General features: G+C 71.7%; 19 protein-coding genes. 6 read left to right on the forward strand and 13 right to left on the reverse strand.

What is annotated here, in order from left to right; genetic code table 11:
• Positions 1-6 precede the first annotated feature (6 nt).
• The 5 genes from ACFQRI_RS02960 to ACFQRI_RS02980 form a co-directional block, all read right to left on the reverse strand.
• Positions 7-462: an STAS domain-containing protein gene (locus ACFQRI_RS02960; RefSeq protein WP_380664095.1), complete on the reverse strand. Its 456-nt coding sequence runs from the start codon at positions 460-462 to the stop codon at positions 7-9.
• Between the two features lie 114 nt (positions 463-576).
• On the reverse strand, positions 577-2,937 hold the full coding sequence (locus ACFQRI_RS02965) for an ATP-dependent Clp protease ATP-binding subunit (RefSeq protein WP_380664097.1): 2,361 nt from the start codon (positions 2,935-2,937) through the stop codon (positions 577-579).
• A gap of 195 nt (positions 2,938-3,132) precedes the next feature.
• The gene (locus ACFQRI_RS02970) at positions 3,133-3,540 is read right to left on the reverse strand and encodes a hypothetical protein (protein ID WP_380664099.1); all 408 of its coding nucleotides are present in this window, start codon (positions 3,538-3,540) and stop codon (positions 3,133-3,135) included.
• 204 nt (positions 3,541-3,744) lie between these two features.
• Positions 3,745-4,446, reverse strand: coding sequence for a phosphoribosyltransferase (locus ACFQRI_RS02975; RefSeq protein WP_380664101.1), 702 nt, complete (start codon positions 4,444-4,446; stop codon positions 3,745-3,747).
• 63 nt (positions 4,447-4,509) lie between these two features.
• Positions 4,510-6,264, reverse strand: coding sequence for an ABC-ATPase domain-containing protein (locus ACFQRI_RS02980; protein WP_380664103.1), 1,755 nt, complete (start codon positions 6,262-6,264; stop codon positions 4,510-4,512).
• 281 nt (positions 6,265-6,545) lie between these two features.
• Between ACFQRI_RS02980 and ACFQRI_RS02985 the strand changes: the two genes are divergently transcribed.
• Complete coding sequence (locus tag ACFQRI_RS02985) at positions 6,546-7,409, forward strand: lysozyme (RefSeq protein ID WP_380664105.1); 864 nt, start codon at positions 6,546-6,548, stop codon at positions 7,407-7,409.
• Positions 7,410-7,495: 86 nt separating this feature from the next.
• On the opposite strand, the gene ACFQRI_RS02990 is transcribed toward ACFQRI_RS02985, so the two are convergent.
• Both ACFQRI_RS02990 and ACFQRI_RS02995 read right to left on the reverse strand, forming a co-directional pair.
• Positions 7,496-8,644 carry an LCP family protein gene (locus ACFQRI_RS02990; protein ID WP_380664107.1) on the reverse strand — a complete coding sequence of 383 codons (1,149 nt, stop codon included), beginning with the start codon at positions 8,642-8,644 and terminating at the stop codon, positions 7,496-7,498.
• Positions 8,645-8,821: 177 nt separating this feature from the next.
• On the reverse strand, positions 8,822-10,078 hold the full coding sequence (locus ACFQRI_RS02995; protein WP_380664109.1) for an aspartate aminotransferase family protein: 1,257 nt from the start codon (positions 10,076-10,078) through the stop codon (positions 8,822-8,824).
• A gap of 131 nt (positions 10,079-10,209) precedes the next feature.
• Between ACFQRI_RS02995 and ACFQRI_RS03000 the strand changes: the two genes are divergently transcribed.
• Complete coding sequence (locus tag ACFQRI_RS03000; protein WP_380664111.1) at positions 10,210-11,682, forward strand: NAD-dependent succinate-semialdehyde dehydrogenase; 1,473 nt, start codon at positions 10,210-10,212, stop codon at positions 11,680-11,682.
• Between the two features lie 81 nt (positions 11,683-11,763).
• Here ACFQRI_RS03000 and ACFQRI_RS03005 read toward each other — a convergent pair whose 3' ends face one another.
• The 4 genes from ACFQRI_RS03005 to ACFQRI_RS03020 all read right to left on the reverse strand — a co-directional run bounded on the left by ACFQRI_RS03005 (position 11,764) and on the right by ACFQRI_RS03020 (position 14,695).
• Complete coding sequence (locus tag ACFQRI_RS03005; protein ID WP_380664113.1) at positions 11,764-12,474, reverse strand: GntR family transcriptional regulator; 711 nt, start codon at positions 12,472-12,474, stop codon at positions 11,764-11,766.
• Between the two features lie 22 nt (positions 12,475-12,496).
• Entirely contained in the window at positions 12,497-13,219 is a 723-nt protein-coding gene (locus ACFQRI_RS03010) for a maleate cis-trans isomerase family protein (RefSeq protein ID WP_380664115.1), read from the reverse strand.
• Positions 13,220-13,340: 121 nt separating this feature from the next.
• Positions 13,341-14,099 carry a maleate cis-trans isomerase family protein gene (locus tag ACFQRI_RS03015; RefSeq protein ID WP_380664117.1) on the reverse strand — a complete coding sequence of 253 codons (759 nt, stop codon included), beginning with the start codon at positions 14,097-14,099 and terminating at the stop codon, positions 13,341-13,343.
• Between the two features lie 101 nt (positions 14,100-14,200).
• Positions 14,201-14,695, reverse strand: a complete 495-nt coding sequence (locus tag ACFQRI_RS03020; protein WP_380664119.1) for a DUF3830 family protein — start codon at positions 14,693-14,695, stop codon at positions 14,201-14,203.
• 175 nt (positions 14,696-14,870) lie between these two features.
• Between ACFQRI_RS03020 and ACFQRI_RS03025 the strand changes: the two genes are divergently transcribed.
• A complete protein-coding gene (locus ACFQRI_RS03025; protein ID WP_380664121.1) occupies positions 14,871-15,842 on the forward strand; it encodes a D-2-hydroxyacid dehydrogenase in 972 nt (323 codons plus the stop codon).
• A 34-nt stretch (positions 15,843-15,876) separates the two neighbouring features.
• Positions 15,877-17,286: an amidase gene (locus tag ACFQRI_RS03030; protein ID WP_380664123.1), complete on the forward strand. Its 1,410-nt coding sequence runs from the start codon at positions 15,877-15,879 to the stop codon at positions 17,284-17,286.
• Between the two features lie 59 nt (positions 17,287-17,345).
• On the opposite strand, the gene ACFQRI_RS03035 is transcribed toward ACFQRI_RS03030, so the two are convergent.
• Complete coding sequence (locus ACFQRI_RS03035) at positions 17,346-18,608, reverse strand: MFS transporter (protein WP_380664573.1); 1,263 nt, start codon at positions 18,606-18,608, stop codon at positions 17,346-17,348.
• Between the two features lie 135 nt (positions 18,609-18,743).
• Here ACFQRI_RS03035 and ACFQRI_RS03040 point away from each other — a divergent pair, with 135 nt between their 5' ends.
• Positions 18,744-19,436, forward strand: a complete 693-nt coding sequence (locus ACFQRI_RS03040; RefSeq protein ID WP_380664125.1) for a GntR family transcriptional regulator — start codon at positions 18,744-18,746, stop codon at positions 19,434-19,436.
• 176 nt (positions 19,437-19,612) lie between these two features.
• Positions 19,613-19,990, forward strand: coding sequence for a PAS domain S-box protein (locus tag ACFQRI_RS03045; protein ID WP_380664127.1), 378 nt, complete (start codon positions 19,613-19,615; stop codon positions 19,988-19,990).
• A gap of 60 nt (positions 19,991-20,050) precedes the next feature.
• Here ACFQRI_RS03045 and ACFQRI_RS03050 read toward each other — a convergent pair whose 3' ends face one another.
• The gene (locus ACFQRI_RS03050; RefSeq protein WP_380664575.1) at positions 20,051-21,127 is read right to left on the reverse strand and encodes an SPFH domain-containing protein; all 1,077 of its coding nucleotides are present in this window, start codon (positions 21,125-21,127) and stop codon (positions 20,051-20,053) included.
• Positions 21,128-21,199: the final 72 nt, after the last annotated feature.

A 21,199-nucleotide genomic window follows, 5' to 3' on the forward strand; every position in this document is an offset into this window, starting at 1 on the left:
GGCACCCTAGGTGTGGTTGAGCGCGGCGGGCAGATCGGGTCGCAGGGTGAACAGCTCGGTCAGACCGGCCAGTTCCAGCAGGTGCCCCACGGGCCGGCCACCGGGCACCACCACGAGCTCGATGCCGCGCTGCTTGCAGCGGCGCCGGGCGGTCATCAGCAGCTCCAGCGCGGCGCTGGAGGCGTAGGTGACCTCGCTGAAGTCGAGCACCACGGCGTCCAGGCTGGCCGCGCGCAGCCGCTGGCGGATCATCTCGGTCAGCCGCGGCAGGCTGGCCAGGTCGACCTCCCCACCGATGCGCACGGCCACCACACCCGGGGTGGGCCACTGCACGGCCAGCCGTAACGTGGCCTCGTTGTGCACGTGGCCGAGCATCGGCTCGGACGGACCTCGCGGGTGCACGAGGGTGTGGCTGTGGCGCCACGCGCCAACCGGGGCGTCGGACTCGGCTGCGATCACCACGAAACACTCCCTGGTCCTGATCTGCGAGGCTGCGCGCCGACGGCGCGCTTCCCACGTTAGGGACCTGCTCGCCGCAGCGACAAGCAGCAACTCTTTCGTGTGAACCGCGGGTGGTCAGCCGGCGGCGGGCTCGCAGGGCAGCTGGAAGTCCTCGGGGCTCGCGTGGCGCCCGCCGGAGACCGGGCGCCACACCTGGGCCACCGACAGCTCCAGCTGCTCGCCCGCGACCGACACCGTGACCTCGTCGCCGGCGCTGGCCCGACCGGCCAGCACCAGCTCGGCCAGCCGGTTGTCCAGCTCGCGGGAGATCACCCGCCGCAGCGGCCGCGCCCCGAACTCCGGGGCGTGCCCGCGCCGCACCAGCCAGTCCAGCCCCTCGTCGGTGACCGACAGCCGCACGCCCTTGCCGGCCAGCTGGGACTCGGTGCGCTCCAGCAGCATCCGCGCGATGCCGCGCAACTGCTCGGCGCCCAGCGGGCGGAAGACCACCACGTCGTCGATGCGGTTGATGAACTCCGGCCGGAAGAACCCGCGCAGCTCGTCGAGCACCGGCTGCTCACCGCCGTCGGGACCGGCATCGAGGATGCGCTCGGAACCGATGTTGGAGGTCATGATGACCACGACGTTGCGGAAGTCGACCAGCCTGGCCTGCGAGTCGGTCAACCGCCCGGCGTCGAGCACCTGCAGCAGCGCGTTGAACACGTCCGGGTGAGCCTTTTCCACCTCGTCGAGCAGCACCACCGAATACGGCTGGCGCCGCACCCGGTCGGTGAGCTGCCCCGGCTCGCCGTGCCCCACGTACCCCGGCGGGGCGCCGATCAACCGCGCCACCGAGTGCTTCTCCTGGAACTCGCCCATGTCCAGCCGCAGCAGCCGCCCCGCGTCGCCGAACAGCGTCTCGGCCAGCGCGCGGGCCAGCTCGGTCTTGCCCACCCCGGTGGGCCCCAGGAACAGGAAGTTGCCGATCGGGCGCTCCGGGTCGGCCAAGCCCACGCGCGCCCGGCGCACCGCCTCGGCCACCACCGACACCGCCCGCGGCTGGCCCACCACCCGCGCGGCGAGCTGCTCCTCGAGCCCCAGCAGCCGCGAGACGTCCTCGGCACCCACGTCGGCCACCGGGATCCCGGTGCGCGAGGCCACCACCTCGGCCACGTCATCGGCGACCACGGTCGGTTCGAACACCGCCGCGGAGGCCACCTTCCCGCCGCGGCGCAGCCGCACCCGCGAGCAGGCCTGGTCGAGCAGGTCCACGGCCTTGTCGGGCAAGAACCGATCGGCGATGTAGCGGCTGGAGAGCTCGGCGGCGGCCTGCAGCGCCGCTTCGTCGATGCGCACCCGGTGATGCTGCTGGTAGCGCTCGCGCAACCCGCGCAGCACCACCACGGTGTCGGCGATGGAGGGCTCGCCGACCATGATCGGGGCGAAGCGACGTTCCAGCGCGGGATCCTTCTCGATGTGCTTGCGGTACTCCTCGACGGTGGTGGCCCCCAGCAACCGCACCTCGCCGCGCGCCAGAGCGGGTTTGAGCATGGTGCCGGCGTCCATGGAGCCCTCGCCCGCGCCGGCGCCGACGATGGCGTGCAGCTCGTCGATGAACACCAGCACCTCGTCGCGGTTGGCGCGGATCTCGGCGAGCACCTCGCGGAAGCGCTGCTCGAACTCACCGCGGTACTTCGCGCCGGCGACCATGCCCGACAGGTCCAGCGACAGCACCCGCACCCCGGCCAGCGACCACGGCACCTCACCGTCGGCGACCCGGCGGGCCAGCCCTTCGGCGATGGCGGTCTTGCCCACCCCGGGATCGCCGATGAGCACCGGGTTGTTCTTGGCCCGCCGCCCCAGCACCTCGATGGCCTGCTCGATCTCCTCGTCGCGGCCCACCACGGGGTCGAGCTTGCCCGCGCGGGCCAGCTCGGTGAGGTCGAGCCCGAACTCGTCGAGCCGCGGGGTCAGCGACAGCACCGAGCGCCCGGGCACGCCCTCGCCCAGTTCGATCGCGCGCGCCAGCGCCCGCCCGGCCACCGAGTCGGCGTCGGCGGCCAGCCCCAGCACCACGTGCCGCGCGGCGACCACGTCAGCGCCCTCCCCGAGGGCCTGCTGGTAGGCACCCAGCAGGGCGCGCCGCGCGGCCGAGGACAGCACCGGGGTGCTCTCGGCCAAGGCGTCCTGGGAGGCCCGCACCGCCGCGCGCACCGCTTCGGCCAGCTCGGGCACCCGCACCCCCGAGGAGGCCAGCAGCTCGGCGGTGGAAGGCACCTGGGTGACCGCCCACAGCAGGTGGGTGCTGTCGAGCTCGGGGCTGCCCCAGCCCACCGCCGCGCGCACCGCCTGCGAGACGACCTCGCGGGCGTGGGGATCCAGCAGGCTCGACAGCGCCGCGGGCTGGTCGGCACCGGAGGCCTGCTGGCCGGTGAACATCTCGGAGAACAGCGAGTCGAAGGCGGCAGAGGAGTCCCCGGCACTGCCGCGATCCACCTGGCCACCTCCACCGACGCCGCAAGAACCACCCCGCGCGGTGGCCGCCGCTAACGCGGTCCGGAGCCACCGTCGACGATGCGCGCGGTGCGCCACTTGGCCGACACAAGCCCGCTTCGGGCTCGGGCGCGCACCCCGCGAAGATCATTGTGGCACACGCCGCCACGCGCGGTGACGGCGTGTGCCGCGCTCGGTTCAGCTGGCTTCCTGCTCCTGGGCCTTGTCCACCGCGTCGGCCAGCCGGGAGAGCTCCTTGCCGATGTGCGAGAGGCGCTCGGACATCACGCTGGCGTGCCCGGACAGCGGACCCACGTGCCCGGCGGCGCGCAGCCACTCGGTGACACCGGTCAGCCCGTTGGACATCCCCTGCATGGTCAGGGAGAACCCGCGCAGGACCTTCTCGATCTCCTCGACGTTGTGGGCCACGCCCGGGTCGCGCAGTCGTTCGCCCAGCGCCACCGTCGCCTCGCCGACCTGGCGGGCGACCTCCGCGGAGTACCCCGACTCGCCGCCGGCGTCCTCGCCTCGCTTGCCCGTTCGGCGGGGCGGCGTGTGCCTGCCCGCCTGCGACGACGTCTTGTCGGAATTTCCAGCGGTAGTCATAGCGAACCAATCAACCCGAATCCGTTACCAACTCCACCCCGACGCGACCGAGCCGTGCCGGGCGGTGCGCCTGCCCGGCCCCCGGGCTCGACCAATGCACAGGAGTAGGTGTCGAGAGGTTAGCGCGTCCGGGCTCGCGGTGGTGATGGTGATGCGCACGCAGCAGTTTTGATCACAACTGAACTCGCAGAAGCTGATAACGTCTCAGCTTCGGGCGCCCTCGGAGGGCCCACCACCGGGCTCCTCGCCCAGCTCGGCCAGGATCTCGGCGATCTCCTCCTCGGAGGTGGCCGAGAAGTCCCGGTACCACTGCCCCACCGCCGAGAAGCCCACCGGCTGGACCACGCAGACCACCACGTCGGCCTCCTCGCGCAACGCGCCCACCGACTCCGGCGAACCCACCGGCACCGCCAGCACCACCCGGCGCGGCCCGAAGGTGCGCAGCATCCCGATCGCCGCGCGCGCCGTGGCCCCGGTGGCCAGCCCGTCGTCGACCAGCACCGCATCCCGCCCGGACAACCGCGGCGGAGCACCCCGGTTGTAGCGCTGCTCGCGGCGCAGCGCCTCGGCGCGCTCCCGCTCGCACAACCGCTCCAGCTCCTCCTCGCCGAGCCCGAAGGAGGCCACCAGCCGCTCGTCGTAGCCCGGCGGGCCGTGCGCGGTCACCGCCCCCAGCGCCAGCTCCGGCTGCCCCGGGGCCCCGATCTTGCGCGCCACGCACACCCGCAGCCGCACGCCCAGCGCGCGGGCGACCTCGGCGGCCACCGGCACCCCGCCGCGGGCCAACCCCAGCACCGCCGGATCCACCAGATCCAGGTCCTCGAGGTGCCGTGCCAGCACGCGACCGGCGTGCGCGCGATCGGTGTAGCCCACCGCCGCGCTCGGGCGTGCGCGCATCCGGGGCATCACCGCCTCCCTCCGCGATCCACCCCTGGTGATGCCCACCCCGCCGGGCCGGGCAAACCCGCATCAACCACCCAGGCGCGTCACCCGCAGCGCCCGCAGCCGGTTGAGCGCGGCGGCCAGGTCCAACGGCCGCGGCACGGCGAAATCGCCCACGAACCGCTCGTCGACCGCATCCACCCCGCGGCGGGCCACGTCCTCGGCGAAGGCAGCCAGGATCTCGGCCAGGCTCGCCCGCCCGTCGATCACACCGCGTTCGGCCGCGGCCACCAGAGCCAACCCGATCCCGGTGACCTGCGCGGGATCGACCAGCTGCTCGATGCCGCGCAGCTCCACGGTCGACTCGCCCAGGCTCAGCGCGTCGGTGCCGCGGGCGCGCACCTTGACCCGCCCGGTGGGGATCGAGCGCTCATCGATGACCCGGTGACGCACCGGCGCGAAGCCCCGCCCCTCGTGATGCCGCCCCGTCGGCGCGGCCGCCGAGAGCTCGCGGGCCCGCTCGGTGACATCGCGCGCCCGGTAGGAATCCAGCATCAGCACCTGGTCGGCGATGTCCATGTAGTCCCCGGAACCACCCATGACCAGCACCGTGGAGACCCCGTGGGTCTCGTGCAGCGGGCGGATGAGATCCACGAACGGCGTCAGCGGCTCGGAATCGGAGGCCACCAGAGCCTGCATGCGCGCATCCCGGATCATCAGGTTGGTCGCGCAGGTGTCCTCGTCGACCAGCAACACCCCGGCCCCGGCCTCCACCGACTCCACGATCGCCGCGGCCTGCGAGGTCGACCCCGAGGCGTTGTCGGTGGAGAAGTCCCCCGTGTCGGCCCCGGTGGGCAGGTGCGAGACGAACGGGCTGACATCCACCCGGTGCACCCGCCTGCCGTCCTCGGCGCGGATCTTGACCGTGTCCGAGCGCGAGACCACCAGCTCGCGCCCATCACCGGGAACGTGGTCGTAGACGCCGAACTCCAAGGCCCGCAGCAGGGTCGACTTGCCGTGGAACCCGCCACCGACCACCAGCGTGATGCCCTCGGGCACCCCCATGCCGGTGATCTCACCGCGGTTGGGCAGCTTCACCCGCACCCGCATCGACTCCGGCGAGGCGAACCGAACCGCATCGGCCAGCGGCCGCTCGTCGACACCGCTGCGCCGCGGCAGCACCGCCCCGTCGGCCACGAAGGCCACCAGCCCCAGCTCGGGAAGCATCGCCCGCAGCGCGTCGGTGTCCTCCACGCCGTCGACGAACTCGCGCGCCCGGTCCTGATCGGCCGACTCCCAGCGCAGCGCTCGCGCCACGACCGCGGGCAGCTCGTCGCACAAGGTGGCCTCGGCCGCGCGCCCGTCGATGGTGCGACCGCGCCCCGGCATGTCGATGCCCAACCGCAACCGCACCGCCCCACCGGTGACCTGGCACGAACTGCGGTCGAGCACCTGCTGGCGCCCGGCGTCCACCCGCAGCCGCGAATCGCGCAACCCGCGGGCGACCGCGCGCACCAGGAACCCCGCCAGCGCCCGGGCCCGCACCGGGCCGTCGAACAACTCGCGCGGGAAACCCGCGGTCCCGGCGTCGACGGTGACCTGCACGCGGCTGGCCGGGGCGTAGGGGTCGGCCTGGATGCGCTGCACCTCCAAGGTGCAGCCGGGCAAGCTCCAGCGGCCGGTCAGCGACTTGTAGCGCCCGTAGCTGCTGCCGTGCATCGCCCGCAGCTCCGAGCGCAGCTTGTCGAGGTCACCCCGGTAGCCGCCGGGTTGGTGGTCGTTGCGCGGCGAGTTGCCCCGCCGGTGGTTGCGGCCCCCGCCGCCGGTTCGCTGCTGTGCCATATCCGCACCTGTACCCGACACGCCCGGCAAACTCCAATCGGGAGATCCCGACCACAATGGACTCCTGGTGCAGGCCCGTGATGTGCGCATTCGACGAACTAAATGCGAAACGCGCACGCGTCGCTATCGAGCGCGACCGGGGTGCCGGGGTTATCCTCAGCCACGCGCGCACAAGATCGACCGGTCACACACCCCGGACCCACCGCTGGGTTCGCCGTCTTTTCCGCATCTCACGACACGTCCCGTGGTGGGTGTCGTGCTGTCCACGAGGAGGCACGTCGATGTTCCGATCGGTCGCCCCGCCCCGACCGGTGCGCACCCGCAGGATGCCGGCGGTGTTAGCGGCCGCCCTGGCCGCGGTGCTGGCCGCGGCCGCCCCCGCCACCGCGGCCGCCCCCGAGCCCGAGCAGACCGAGCGCAGCGCTCCGCGCCTCGACCCGGCTGCTCCCCACGGCGCTTGGGCCGGCTACAGCACCGGCAAGTCGGCCACCCAATCGCGCATCCCCGCCCAGATCCCCGCGGGCTCGGTGGCCGGTACCGATGTCTCCGGGCACCAAGGCGAGGTGGACTGGCCCGCGGCGGTCGCGGCCGGAGCGCGGTTCGCCTACGTCAAGGCCACCGAGGGAAGCGGGTTCCGCAGCGATTCCTACCGCTCCCAGTACGACGGTGCCCTGGCCGCGGGCCTGGTTCGCGGTGCCTACCACTTCGCGCTGCCCGACCGCTCCAGCGGCGCGCAGCAGGCCAACTTCTTCGTCGACAACGGCGGGATGTGGGCCCCCGACGGGCGCACGCTGCCCGGTGTGCTCGACATCGAGCACAACCCCTACGGCGAGACCTGCTACGGGCTGGACCCGGCGGCCATGTCGGGCTGGCTGGCCGACTTCTCCAACACCTACCACGCGCGCACCGGCCGGTTCCCGGCCATCTACACCACCGCCAGCTGGTGGAACACCTGCACCGGCGGCAACCCGGACTTCGCGGCCAACAACCCGCTGTGGGTGGCCCGCTACGCCCCCGAGATCGGCGAGCTGCCCGCCGGCTGGAACTTCCACAGCTTCTGGCAGCACAACGACACCGGGCCGCTGCCGGGCGGCCAGGACGTCTTCAACGGCGACCTCGCCCAGCTGGGCCAGTTCGCGGGCTGACCGCACCGACAACGTTGAGGGGGCGTGGCCGAGGATCCTCGGCCACGCCCCCTCAACGTTCTTCGCGGCCACCGCCCGCGGTCGGGCTACTGCTCGAGCAGCTCCTGCGGGATGGGTTCGTCGTCGGCGATGGCCTGGAACATCTGCGAGGCGCGCTGCTTGTCCCAGACGATGACCGAACCGCCGTTGGAGTCCTCGCCGAACCCGGCGAAGGGCACCGAGGTCGTCACGCCCTGGCCCTTGGAGATGTCACCCATGGCCAGCGCCAGGAAGAACAGGTGCCAGACGTGATCGCCGTCGTCGACCAGGAACGTGTCGCCCGCACCGGCGGCCAGCGGGAACAACCGGAAGGGGTTGAGCAGCGTGGCCGGGCTGGTGGCCTTGTCGACCAGCGCGCCCAGCAGCTTGCGCTGGTTCTGGGTGCGCTCGAAGTCGCCGCCGTCGAGCGAGTAGCGGGCCCGCACGAAGCCCAGCGCGGTGGGCCCGTCGAGCTCGTTGGGCCCGGCGGGCAGGTGCACGTTGGCCATGTCGTCGTTCATCGGCTTGTCGAGGTTGACCTCGACCCCGCCCACGGCATCGACCAGTTCGGCGAACCCGCCGAACCCGATCTCGCCGTAGTGGTCGATGTGCACCCCGGTGGCCTGCTCGACGGTCTGGGCCAGCAGCTGCGGCCCGCCGTAGGAGAACGCGGCGTTGAGCTTGGTCTTGCCGTGCCCGGGGATGGACACGTACGAGTCGCGGGGCAGGCTGATCAGCGCGGGCTGGCCGCCACCGCTGGGGATGTGCACCAGCATCATCGTGTCGGTGCGGCGCCCACCGGCATCGCCGGCGTGCAGCTCCTCGCGCTTGGACTCGTCGAGCCCCTCGCGGCTGTCGGAGCCCACCAGCAGCCAGTTGGTCCCGGCGGTGTCGGGCGCGCGCCCCTCGAAGTCCAGCGCCGCGGTGCGTTGCAGCGTGCTGTCGAAGTAGATCACCAGCCCGGCCAGCAGCGCGACCACCACCAGCAGCGCCACGCCGATGCGCTTGCCCCAGCTCTTCTTGCGCACCGGGCGGCGCGGCGGGCGCGGCGGCTGCTGCCCCGAACCGGGCCGCCTGCCGCCCCGATCCGGCGGGGGCGGAGGCGGCGGGGGCGCGCCACGCCCCCGCGGGGGCTGCTGCCCGCGGTAGTAGTCGTACCTTCCGCCGCCCTGCGGCCTCCGGCTCCTCGGCGGGCCTCCCGCCGACCAGTCGCTCATGCTCACACCTGCGTCGGTTGGGTCGATGACGACGCGTGGCACGCGCCGCTGCTTGGCGTGCAGCATTGCAGACACGCCCCGCGCAGGTGGCCCCCGCTATCGAACGGTAACCCGGCCCCCAGCGTTTGTGCTGGTGGTGGGCGCGAGCGCGATCTCACACCCACCACCACACCTGTTCTAGGACGCCACGGCGCGAGCCACTGCCGTCTGCCAGCGGGCCACCGCGTCGTCGACCTGCTCGGCGGTGACCACCAGCGGCGGGATCATCCGCACCACGTTGCCGTGCGGCCCGCAGGTCAGCAGCAACAAGCCCTCCTCGGCCGCGGCCGCGTGGGCGCGCGCCGCGGTGGCCGCATCCGGCTGGCCCTGCGCGGTGGTGAACTCGTTGCCCAGCATCAGCCCGAGCCCGCGCACGTCACCGATGACCGGGTGATCGGCGGCGACCTTGCGCAACCCCTCGGCCAACCGCTGACCCTGCTCGGCGGCGTTGTGCACCAGGCCCTCGTCGCGCACCACGTCCAGGGTGGCGATCGCCGCGGCGGCGGCCACCGCGTTGCCGCCGTAGGTGCCGCCCTGCGAGCCCGGCCACGCCCGGCTCATCAACTCCTCGCCGGCCGCGATCGCCGACAGGGGGAACCCGCTGGCCAACCCCTTGGCGGTGATCAGGACATCCGGGGTGATGCCGGCGTGGTCGTGACCCCAGAACCGGCCGGTGCGGCCCACCCCGGTCTGCACCTCGTCGACGATGAGCAGGATCCCGTGCTCGTCGGCGCGGCGGCGCAGCCCCGCCAGGAACGACGCCGGCGAGGGCACGTAGCCGCCCTCGCCCAGCACCGGCTCGACGATGATCGCCGCGGTGTCCTTCGGCGCGCTCTCGGTGACCAGCAGCCGGTCGAACTCCGCCAGCGCGCGGGCCACCTCCTCGTCCTCACCGGTGCCGTGCCGGTAGGTCTCGGGGAACGGCGCGAAGGCCACCCCCGGCATCATCGGCCCGATGCCGGCGCGCACCTTGGTGCCCGAGCTGGTCAGCGCCGCCGCGCCCATCGTGCGACCGTGGAAACCACCCGAGAAGGCGATGACGTTCTGGCGGCCGGTGGCGTGTCGCGCCAAGCGCACGGCGGCCTCAACGGCTTCACTACCGGAGTTGACGTAGAACAGCCGGTCCAGGCCGGTGGGCAGGACCTCGCCGAGGCGCTCGGTGAGCTCGAGCAGTCGCCGGTGCATCACCGTCGTGTACTGGCCGTGGATGAGGGTGGCGACCTGCTGTTGGGCGGCTTCGACCACGCGCGGGTGGCAGTGCCCGGTGCTGGTCACACCGATACCTGCGGTGAAGTCCAGAAAGCGGCGGTCGTCCTCGTCGAAGAGGTAGACGCCTTCGCCGCGAGCGGCCAGCACCGGTGTCGCCTGCTTGAGCGCCGGCGAGAGCTCCGTCATGATCCACTCCAAGCGTGCGGTTGTAGGATTGTTGACAATCTAAGACCTCATGCAACCATCACAGGGCGGCGCTGTCCACCACCCAGCGCGTCCCCGGCAACACCGACCGTATCGAGGGAGTTCGCCCAGCCATGACCACCACGCACCCGCGCGAGAACACCGTCGTCGACGCCGCCCCCAAGCAACTGCTCATCGGCGGCAAGTGGCGCGACGCCACCGGCGCGGCGACCTTCGCCGTCGAGGACCCCGCCACCGGCCACGCCCTGTGCGAGGTCGCCGACGCCACCGGCGACGACGCCCTGGCCGCCCTGGACGCCGCCAGCCAGGCCCAGACCGACTGGGCCAACCACCCGCCGCGCGAACGCGGCGAGATCCTGCGCCGCGCCTACGAAATCCTCATCGACCGCCGCGAAGACCTCGCCCTGCTGATGACCCTCGAAATGGGCAAACCCCTGGCCGAATCCCGCGGCGAGATCACCTACGCCGCCGAGTTCTTCCGCTGGTTCGCCGAAGAGGCCGTGCGCATCGGCGGCGACTACGCCGTCGCACCGGCAGGCACCGGCCGCTTCCTGGTCACCCACCAGCCCGTCGGCCCCGCCCTGCTGATCACCCCGTGGAACTTCCCCATGGCCATGGGCACCCGCAAGATCGGACCGGCCATCGCCGCCGGCTGCACCTCGGTGATCAAACCCGCCCACCAGACCCCGCTGTCGATGCTGGCCCTGGCCGACATCCTGCGCGAAGCCGGCCTGCCCGACGGCGTGCTCAACGTCCTCACCGCACGCAGCGCCGGCACCGTCATGGAACCGATGATCCGGGACCGCCGCGCCCGCAAGCTGTCGTTCACCGGCTCCACCGCCGTCGGCCGCAAGCTCATCGAGCAATCCGCCGAACAGGTCCTCAAGGTCTCCCTCGAACTCGGCGGCAACGCCCCGTTCATCGTCTTCGACGACGCCGACATCGACGCCGCCGTCGACGGCGCCATGCAGGCCAAGATGCGCAACATCGGCGAAGCCTGCACCGCGGCCAACCGCCTCTACGTGCACGCCGACATCGCCCAGACCTTCTCCGACAAGCTCGCCGCGCGCATGTCCGAGCTGACCATCGGACGCGGCGTCACCGACGACGTCCAGGTCGGCCCGCTCATCGACGACGCCCAGCTCAACAAGGTCACCGACCTCGTCTCCGACGCCGTCGCCCGCGGCGCCGAAGTCGTCACCGGCGGACAACCAGCAGGCGGCGACGGCTACTTCTACACCCCCACCGTGCTCACCGGCGTGCCCGCCGAAGCCCGCATGGGCTCCGAGGAGATCTTCGGCCCCGTCGCGCCCATCACCACCTTCACCGACGAGCGCGAAGTCATCACCGCGGCCAACAACACCGAATACGGCCTGGTGTCCTACCTCTACACCCAGAACCTGCAGCGCGGCCTGCGCGTCACCGAAGCCCTCGAAACCGGCATGGTCGGGCTCAACCAGGGACTGGTGTCCAACCCCGCCGCCCCCTTCGGCGGCGTCAAGGCCTCCGGCCTCGGCCGCGAAGGCGGCAAGGTCGGCATCGACGAATTCCTCGAGACCAAGTACGTGGCCATCGGCGGCCTGTGAACCGACACCCTGGTGCGCACCGAGCCCGCAGCACGCCCCGAACCGCGCGCTGCGGGCTCACCCGCGCACCAGGACCCCGGTTCAGCCCGCCAACGAGCCGTTGAGCCGCTCCAGCGCATCGTTCATGTGCGCCTCCAACCGGCGCAGCACCAACTGCTCGTCCCCGGCCTCGATGGCATCCACCAAGCCCTTGTGCTCATCGACCAGCGCCTGCACGTCGGTGTGGTACTTGTCCTGCAGCGCCGCCAAGCACATGCGCTTCTCGACCAGCAACGTCTGCGCCATGCGCTGCAACCGCGCGCTGCCCGAAACCCGCACCAGCGTCTCGTGGAACTCCTGATCGGCATCGGCCAACCCGATCCCGTCGCCCTTGCCCGCCGCGGCCACGATCCGGCTCTGCGCCGCGGTCAGCTCCGCAACGGCCTCCACCCGGTGCTCGCGCACGATCTGCTCGCAAGCAGCGCGCTCCACCGCCAACCGCGCCAGGTAGATGTCCGCGACGTCCTCGGCGTCCAAGGTCATCACGAACAAACCCCGATGCGGCTCGCTGCGCAACAACCCCTCGGCCACCAACCGCTGCATCGCCTCGCGCAACGGCCCCCGGCTGACCCCCAACCGGTTGGCCAGCTCGGCCTCCCCCAGCTGCGACCCCGGGGGAAGCGAACCGTGCATGATCGCCGCGCGCAGCTGATCGGCCACGATCGCCGCGGTCGACTTGCGCTGAACCGGCTCTAAATCCCCGGACTGCTGATTCTGCTCGTCGGTCCCGAGCACGTTGTCACCATCTCCCATTCGCGGGCCCCCTCCTGGGAACTCACCCGCCCGTTGACCCCCGGAACAGCGTTCCGAGCCCATCGCGCGGCCGGTCGTGCCCGGCCAGCCGCAACACCTCCCAGGCACTGACCTGGTTGGCCGTCAACACCGGCTTGCCCAGCCGAGCCTCCAGCTCGTCGAGCACCCCGACGGTGTGCAACGCGGTGTCGGGCAACAACACCGCCTGCGCCTGCGGGTGATCGTTGGCCGCGGCGAACTCCCCCACCTGCTCGCGGGTGAGCGTGCCGACCTCCGCGGCGGTCACGATGCCCCGGCTGGCGCACCGCAGCACCTCCAGCCCACCAGCACCCAGGAACTCCACGAACCGGCCGGCCACATCGGCCGGATAGGTCGCCGCCACCGCCACCCGCGCCAGCCCCAACCGCTCGGCGGCGCTGAGGAACGCGAACGACGTGCTCGTGGCCGGCACCCCGGCCACCGCGCGCAGCTTGTCGACCTGCTCGCGCGCGCCGTCGTAGCCGAACACGAAGCTGCCCGAGGTGCACGCCCAGATCACCGCATCCACCCGCGGCAACCGGGCCACCCCGTCGGCCAGCACCTGATGGCCGCCGACCTCCAGCAGCGCATCCACCCGATGCGCGTCCTCGCGCATCTCGGTGTGCACCAGCGGCAACCGCACCTCGCCGCCGAGCAACCGCTCCAGGGCGGGGTAGTCGTCTTCGGCGCTGTAACCCGGGTAGAGGATTCCAGCCGTGTGGGCCACGGAAAGCTCCAATTCCGTCGACGTCGAAGCCGCACTCCCACCGGGAGCCCGGTGTCGATTGTTGACAATGTTACCGCACGAACCGGGCGAACCCACCCGGCCGTGATGTCATCTTTACCGCTCACGCCGCAGACGCATCGGCCAAACCACCCAAGAACTGCCCGTCGGCGGCCGCCCGCAGCCCCATCAGCCGCAAGGCCGCCCACATCGTCACCTGGTTGGCCGTCAGCACCGGCTTGCCCAGCTCCTGCTCCAGCGGACCGATGATGTCGTAGGTCGGCAGGTTCGTGCACGAGACGAACACCGCCTCGGCATCCGGCCGATCGGCCGCCCGCACCATCTCCACCACCCGCCGGTAGGGCACCTTCCAGATCTCCCCCGGCAAGCCCAACCCGGCGCTGGCGACCACGTCGATGCCGTGCTCGCCCAGGAACACCTCCAGCAGCGCGGTCATCTCCACCACGTACGGGGTGGCCACCGCCACCCGGTCGGCGCCCAGCACCCACAGCGCGTCCACCAGCGCACCCGAAGTCGTCACCGCCGCCGGAGCACCCGCGGCCAGCATCACCTCCAGCAGCGCCCGCTCCCCACCTGCACCCGCCACGAAGCTGCCCGACGTGCACGCGTAGGCCACCACCTCCGGCTCGGGCACCAGCAGATCCCGGGTCACGCCGCGCACCATCTCCTCGTCGGCGACCAGCCCGGCCTGCTCGGTGGTCACCGGCACCGGCACGTACGGCGTGCGCGTGACGTGCAGCGAGACCTCCGGCGGCGTCCAGCGCCACAGCTCCCGGTCCAGCGCCAGGTCGTAGGGAGCGATCACACCGATCCCCCGCTGCGGCGGCGGGCCACCCCAGGCACCCAGAAATTCCGCGGCCATCTCCTACCTTCTTCCAACCAGCCGGTGGCCACGTCCGCCCATCGCCGACACCGCCCCGTGCGCCTGCCATCCACAACCGCGCGACCGAACCCGCCCGCGGACTAACCCTCGTACCGGTCGTAGCGCAACGTCTCCCCGACGCTGCCCGAACGCCACACGTCGTGACACGCCTCGGCCATCGGCCCCAACCCCTCCACGATCGAGGCGTACACGTTGCCCGGAACCCACCCGACATCACCGTTGATCAGCAGGTTGTTGCGGCCGTAGAAGATCGCCAGGTCGATCACGCCCGGCAATTGCTCGATCCCCTTGTCCTGCTTGAACTCCCGGTCGAGCATCCCGCCGGGAAACGAGAAGTACACGACATCACCGGGAATCGGCGTCACCGTCGGGTTCTCCTGCCCGGGCTCCTCGGCGGCGAACCGCGGCACCATCGTGTAGACCTCGTTGCGCGCGTACTTCGCGTGCTGGACCGCGCCCACCTGCGGCAGCGCGCTCCACACCGCCTCGCAGGTGCGCGGCGCGTCGGCCTCCAGAAGCTCGGCCACGCAGGACACACCGCGCTTCTCCAGCGTGATCGACATGTATCGGGGCATCGGGGATCCCTTTCGCACTGAACGGGGGCAGCAGCAGATCCGAGGATTGTTGACAATCCTACGGGCGCTTCCTAGCGTGTCAATGCCCCACGAGATATGGACTCATCAGCGCAAACATTCCCGCAACCGGCGCGCCAGGTGATCACCGGCGGCCCCAGCACCTAAGGTCGTCCGCATGGTCAACACCCCCACCGTCGTCGTCCTGCACGACGGCACCCCGCCCCCGGAGATGGCGCGCATCGCCGAGCACGCCGAGCTGCGCTACGCCACCGGCGACGAACTGCCCCAGCAGATCCCCGGTGCCGACGCGGTGTTCGTCTGGGCCTTCCGCTCCGACGCCCTGCCCACCGCCTGGCCGCACGCCGACAAGCTCACCTGGATCCACTCCGCCAGCGCAGGCGTCGACCGCCTCATCTTCGACCAGCTGCGCGACTCACCGGTGACCCTGACCAACTCCCGCGGCGTGTTCGACCAACCCATGGCCGAATACGTCCTCGGCCTCGTGCTCACCTTCGCCAAGGACCTGCACACCACCCTGCGCCAGCAGGACCGCAAGAACTGGCAGCACCGCGTCACCGAACGCATCCACGGCAAGAGCGCCCTGATCGTGGGCACCGGCCCCATCGGCCGCGCCATCGCCCGCCAGCTCACCGCCGCAGGCCTGCGCGTGACCGGAGCAGGCCGCCGCGAACGCACCGACGACCCCGACTTCGGCCAGGTGCGCAGCACCGACCGGCTCGCCGAGCACATCGGCGAGCACGACTACGTCGTCCTCGCCGCGCCCCGCACCCCGCAAACCGAAGGCCTCATCAACGCCGAAGTCCTCGCCGCCTGCCACCCCCGCACCCGGCTGATCAACGTCGGCCGCGGCGAACTGGTCGTGCAACCCGACCTCGTCGAAGCCCTGCGCGCCGGACACCTCGCCGGAGCCGCCCTCGACGTCTTCGACGCCGAACCCCTGCCACCAGAATCCCCCCTGTGGGAGATGCCCGACGTGCTCATCTCACCGCACATGTCCGGCGACACCGCGGGCTGGACCGACGAACTCGTCGACCTGTTCCTGACCAACCTGCAGGCCTTCGCGCGAGGCGGTGAACTGGTCAACATCGTCGACAAGCAACGCGGCTACGTCACCACCCCCGCCTGAGCACCCGGCCCCACCGGCCAGACAGGAGACCACGTTGGCCAACACCCAACCCGCGGAACTGCCCGCCACCGAACTCCTCGCGGCCTACGCCGCCGGCACGCTGTCCCCGGTCGAGGCCACCGAAGCCGCCCTGCAACGCATCGCCGACCACGACTCGGCGATCAACGCCTACTGCCTGGTCGACGGCCAACGCGCCCTGCAAGCCGCCCGCGAATCCGAGAACCGCTGGGCCCGAGGCGAACCCACCGGAATCCTCGACGGCGTGCCCACCTCCATCAAGGACATCTTCTACACCAGCGGCTGGCCCACGCTGCGCGGCTCGCACACCATCACCCCCGACCAGCCCTGGCGCGAAGACGCCCCCGCCACCGCCCTGCTGCGCAACGCAGGCGCCGTGCTGCTCGGCAAGACCACCACCCCCGAACTCGCCTGGAAGGGCGTCACCGACAACCCCCGCGACGGCGTCACCCGCAACCCCTGGAACCCCCTCCGCACCGCAGGCGGTTCCTCGGGCGGAGGCGCCGCCGCGGTCGCGGCCGGCATGGGACCGCTGGCCCTGGGCACCGACGGCGGCGGATCGGTGCGCATCCCCGCCGCCTTCTGCGGCACCGCCACCATCAAACCCACCTACGGCCGCATCCCGCTCTACCCCGCCAGCCCCTTCGGCACCCTCTCGCACGCCGGCCCGATGACCACCACCGTGGCCGACACCGCGCTCATGCTCGACGCGCTCGCCCAACCCGACCCCCGCGACTGGTCTGTCATCCCCGCACCCAGCACCCCGTTCCGCCGAGACCTCACCGGCGACGTCCGCGGACTGCGCATCGCGCTGAGCACCGACCTCGGCTTCGGAACCCACCTCGACCCGCAGGTCCGCCGCGCCGTGACCGCCGCCGCCCACGCCTTCGAAGAACTCGGCGCCACCGTCGAAATCGCCGATCCCGGCATCAGCGACCCCGTCGAGGACTTCCACGTGCTGTGGTTCGCAGGCGCGGCCAAGGCCACCGAGCACCTCACCGACGCCCAGCGCGAGCACATGGACCCCGGCCTCGCCGAGATCTGCCGCCGCGGACTGACCTACTCCGCGCAGGACTACCTCGAAGCCACCAACACCCGGATGCAGCTCGGGCAGCGCATGGCCCACTTCCACCAGACCTACGACCTGCTGCTGACCCCCACCATCCCCATCCCGCCGTTCGAAGCAGGCGTCGAAGTCCCCGCCGACGCGACCAGCCCCCGCTGGACCGGCTGGACGCCGTTCACCTACGCGTTCAACATGACCCAGCAGCCGGCCATGAGCATCCCCTGCGGCCGCACCGACGACGGCCTGCCCATCGGACTGCAGATCGTCGCCGCCCGCCACGACGACGCCACCGCGCTGCGCGCCGCCCACGCCTACGAGCAGGCCCACCCCTGGCAGCGCACCACCACGCCCCGCAGCTGATGCGCGAACGGCGGTGGCCCCGGGAGCTGTTCCCGGGGCCACCGCCGTTGCGCCCGCGCTCAGCGCAACCGGCGACCCAGCCACCACTGCGACAGCGCGCCGACCACCAGCAGCACGAGCACCGGCAGGAACGCCCACCGGTAACCCACCGCCGGCGACATCCCGGCGACCAGCTCCAGAACACCACCGACCAGCAGCTGGATGAGCACCGCCGCGGTGAACCCGCCCATGTTGACCACACCGGTGGCCGTGCCGGAGCGGTGCTCGGCGTTGGACATCCGCGCGGCGTCGAAGGCCAGCATCGCCCCGCCACCGGCGATGCCCACCACCAGCAGCGCCACGACCAGCAGCGGCATCGGCAGCGCACCCGGCCAGGTCACCAGCAGCGCCCACACCACCACGACCGCGGCCGAAAGCCCCAGCGTGTACCCGTCGCGCCGACGCGGGATCCCGGAGACGTACTGCCCGGCGAACCACGAACCCGCGATGAACCCGAGCACGCTGACCAGCAGCAGCGTCCCGGTCTCCGACTCGCCGTGCCCCTGCGCCGAGGTCAGCCACGGCCCGCCCCACAGCGTGGTGATCGCGACGAACTGCGCCATGAGCACGAAGTGCGTCCAGAACGCGTGCTTGGTGCCGCGCTCGGCGACCACCGCCCGCAGGCCGCGCAGCACGCGCTCCGACGGCGCGCCGGAGGCATCCTCGGCGGCCTGCGCCGGGCGGTCGCGGATGACCAGCGCCGCCACGATCGCCAGCAGACCGGTCAGGCCCGCGGCCCCGATGAAGGTCGGCATCCAGCCGATGCCGTGCAGCGCCAGCCCCAGCGGGAGGGTGGAGACCACCTGCCCGAGACCACCGGCGAGCCCGGTCAGCGCGGCCACCTTGCCGTAGCGGTGCGGCGGGAACCAGTGCGCGGCCAACCGCAGCACGTTGGTGAACATGAAGGCGTCGCCGAACCCGATGAGCATCCGCCCGGCGATCCCGCCGGCCACCGAGGTGCTCAGCGCGAACACCAGCGACCCGGCGGTCAGCGCGAACATACCGCCGGTGACGACCTTGCGCGGGCCGAGGCGGTCGGCCAGCAGCCCGGCGGGAATCTGCAGCGCCAGGTAGACGCCCAGCTGCAGCGCGGAGAACACCGCCAGCACCGCCGGACCCGCGTGGAAGCGCTGCAGCGCCTCGGGCGCGGCGATGCCCAGGCTGGCGCGGTGGAACAGCGCGGCGCAGTAGCACAGCGCACCGATCCCCCAGACCAGCCAGGCCAGCCGCACCGAGCCGCCGCGCGCCCGGGGCGGCTGGACGGGTGCCTCGGCGGTTGCCATCGCGGACACGTGAGCCCCCTCGAAGAACGAAGACTTGATCCCGCGGACCGGCAGCGCCATTGGGCGGTCGCGAACAGATCGGGAGAATTCTTGTATCCATCATAGATACAAGATGCCGGGAAGTACTATGTGCGCGTGTCGAGCGCAACACCTGAGACCACGCCCACGCCCGAGCTCCCCGCCGCCGACCGCGCCTACCGCCACGTCAAGGCGGGCCTGCTCGACGGCACCTTCCCCGACGGCGACCTGCTCAGCGAAGGCGATGTGGCCGCCGCGCTGCAGATGTCGCGCACGCCCGTTCGCGAGGCCTTCCTGCGCCTGCAGTCCGAGGGCTTCCTCAAGCTCTACCCCAAGCGCGGCGCCCTCGTCGTGCCGGTCAGCGCCACCGAGGCCCGCGACGTGGTCGAAGCCCGCCTGGCGCTGGAGGGCTTCGCCATCGACAAGCTCGCCATCGACGGCCACCAGGCCATGACCGACATCGGCGAGAAACTCCTGACCCACCCCGCCTGCGACGTCGGCGAGCTCGGCGACGCCGAGATGCACGAGGCCGACCGCGCCTTCCACGCGACCCTGGTCGCCGCCGCGGGCAACCCCGTGGTCGCCGACCTGTACAACGCGCTGCGCGACCGGCAGATGCGCATCACCGCCACCGCGCGAACGCACGCCGCCCGCCCGCGCATCAGCCACCAGCACGCCCGGGTCGCCGAAGCCATCCGCGACGGCGACGCCGAACGGGCCAAGCAACTGCTGCGCGAACACCTGCTGGGCACCGTGCGCGCCCTCGGCGTGGAGGGCGGGCCCTACCTGAGCCCCTCCACCGACCTCTGACGCGGTCTTGCGACGCAGCGCGTTCTGGGCGAGTCGTGCCGGTAGGCATTAATTTCGGTCGACACTGAACGCTTCAACGCGCCAAACATGACAGCGGCTGACCCGTTCGGGCCAAAAAGCGAGCAGGGGGCACTCCTCGGGCGGCGTGATCGACTGCCCGGCCGCAGGATTTCGCCATGACCGAGAACGCACCCGCGACCTCGGCGATCGTGGTCGCCGACCCCGCGGGCACCATCATCGGCTTCGACGCGGGCGCCGAGGAGTTCTTCGGCCACCCCGCGACCGAGGCGATGGGCAAGACGCTGGACGTGATCGTGCCCGCCGATCTGCAGGACGCGCACTGGAAGGGCTTCTACGGGGCGCTCGACGCCAACCACGCCGACCTGGAGGGCAACCCCGTGCACCTGCCGGTGCACTGCCGCGACGGGCAGGTGCGCGTCTTCCCCGGGGTCTTCCGCCTGCTGCGCGACCCGCGCGGCAACGCCGTCGGAGCGGTCGCCACCTACTCCCCCGCGGTCGAGGCCGAGCCCTTCACCCCCGTCCCGCCAGGCTGAACCGCGAGAACAGGCGGGGCGCCCCGGAAACCCGGGACGCCCCGCCTTCGCTCGACCGCCTCAGGCAGGAGGCGTGTCGGGGAGGTTGTTGCCGAGCCTCGAGGCGCTGGGGACCTCCTTGCGGGCGACCTCCTCGGCCGCGCGCACCGCCTCGGCCACCTCGGGAGGCGTGGTGGTGTCGAACCAGGCCTTCACCGACTCCTCTTCCTCCTCGGCCGGCGGAGCCGAAACCTGCTCCTCCGGGGGCTCGTAGCGGAACACCCCGTCCTCGCCCGGGGCACCCAGCATCCGCGCGAAGCCCTCCAGCGACTTGCCGAAGTCGCTGGGCACCATCCACACCTTGTTCGCGTCGCCCTGCGCCATCTCCGGCAAGGTCTGCAGGTACTGGTAGGCCAGCAGCTCCGGAGTGGGCTTGCTGCGCTTGACCGCCGCGAAGACCTTCTCGATGGCCTTGGCCTGGCCCTGGGCCTCCAGGTACTTGCTCGCGCGCTCACCCTGCGAGCGCAGGATGCTCGACTGCCGATCGGCCTCGGCGTTGAGGATCGCCGCCTGCTTGTTGCCCTCGGCGGCCAGGATCGCCGCCTGCTTCTGACCCTCGGCGGTCTTGATCGCGGACTCCCGCTCGCCCTCCGCGTTGAGGATCATCGCGCGCTTCTCCCGGTCGGCGCGCATCTGCTTCTCCATCGAGTCCTGGATGGACGGCGGCGGGTCGATCGCCTTGAGCTCGACCCGCGCGACCCGGATGCCCCACCGGCCCGTTTCGGAGTCCAGCACCCCGCGCAGCTGGGTGTTGATCGAATCGCGCGAGGTGAGCGTTTCCTCCAGGCTCATCGAACCCACCACGTTGCGCAGCGTGGTGGTGGTGAGCTGCTCGACCGCCACGATGTAGTTCTCGATCTCGTACACCGCCGACTTCGCGTCGGTGACCTGGAAGTACACCACGGTGTCGATCGACACCGTCAGGTTGTCCTGGGTGATCACCGGCTGCGGCGGGAAGGACACCGCGCGCTCGCGCAGGTCGATCTTGGCCCGCGGCCGGTCGAAGAACGGCAGCAGGAAGTTCAGACCCGGGTGGGCCACCGACCGGAACTTGCCCAGGCGCTCGACCACCGCGGCCTGCGCCTGCGGCACCACCATCACCGACTTGGACACCACGATCAGCACCAGCAGCACGATCACTACCAGCACGATCAATTCGCTCAGTCCCAC

It is taken from the genome of Saccharopolyspora griseoalba (assembly GCF_042665275.1).
GTDB lineage: Bacteria > Actinomycetota > Actinomycetes > Mycobacteriales > Pseudonocardiaceae > Saccharopolyspora > Saccharopolyspora griseoalba.

Bases quoted from the DNA above. Each gene is read 5' to 3' on its own strand.
- ACFQRI_RS03000 (WP_380664111.1), top strand. From the start codon at position 10,210: ATGACCACCACGCACCCGCGCGAGAACACCGTCGTCGACGCCGCCCCC.
- ACFQRI_RS02995 (WP_380664109.1), bottom strand. From the start codon at position 10,078: ATGACGGAGCTCTCGCCGGCGCTCAAGCAGGCGACACCGGTGCTGGCC.
- ACFQRI_RS02980 (WP_380664103.1), bottom strand. From the start codon at position 6,264: ATGGCACAGCAGCGAACCGGCGGCGGGGGCCGCAACCACCGGCGGGGC.
- ACFQRI_RS03035 (WP_380664573.1), bottom strand. From the start codon at position 18,608: ATGGCAACCGCCGAGGCACCCGTCCAGCCGCCCCGGGCGCGCGGCGGC.
- ACFQRI_RS03050 (WP_380664575.1), bottom strand. From the start codon at position 21,127: ATGGTGGTGCCGCAGGCGCAGGCCGCGGTGGTCGAGCGCCTGGGCAAG.
- ACFQRI_RS03015 (WP_380664117.1), bottom strand. From the start codon at position 14,099: ATGGCCGCGGAATTTCTGGGTGCCTGGGGTGGCCCGCCGCCGCAGCGG.
- ACFQRI_RS03005 (WP_380664113.1), bottom strand. From the start codon at position 12,474: ATGGGAGATGGTGACAACGTGCTCGGGACCGACGAGCAGAATCAGCAG.
- ACFQRI_RS03020 (WP_380664119.1), bottom strand. From the start codon at position 14,695: ATGCCCCGATACATGTCGATCACGCTGGAGAAGCGCGGTGTGTCCTGC.
- ACFQRI_RS02970 (WP_380664099.1), bottom strand. From the start codon at position 3,540: ATGACTACCGCTGGAAATTCCGACAAGACGTCGTCGCAGGCGGGCAGG.
- ACFQRI_RS02990 (WP_380664107.1), bottom strand. From the start codon at position 8,644: ATGAGCGACTGGTCGGCGGGAGGCCCGCCGAGGAGCCGGAGGCCGCAG.
- ACFQRI_RS03045 (WP_380664127.1), top strand. From the start codon at position 19,613: ATGACCGAGAACGCACCCGCGACCTCGGCGATCGTGGTCGCCGACCCC.
- ACFQRI_RS03025 (WP_380664121.1), top strand. From the start codon at position 14,871: ATGGTCAACACCCCCACCGTCGTCGTCCTGCACGACGGCACCCCGCCC.
- ACFQRI_RS02985 (WP_380664105.1), top strand. From the start codon at position 6,546: ATGTTCCGATCGGTCGCCCCGCCCCGACCGGTGCGCACCCGCAGGATG.
- ACFQRI_RS02975 (WP_380664101.1), bottom strand. From the start codon at position 4,446: ATGCCCCGGATGCGCGCACGCCCGAGCGCGGCGGTGGGCTACACCGAT.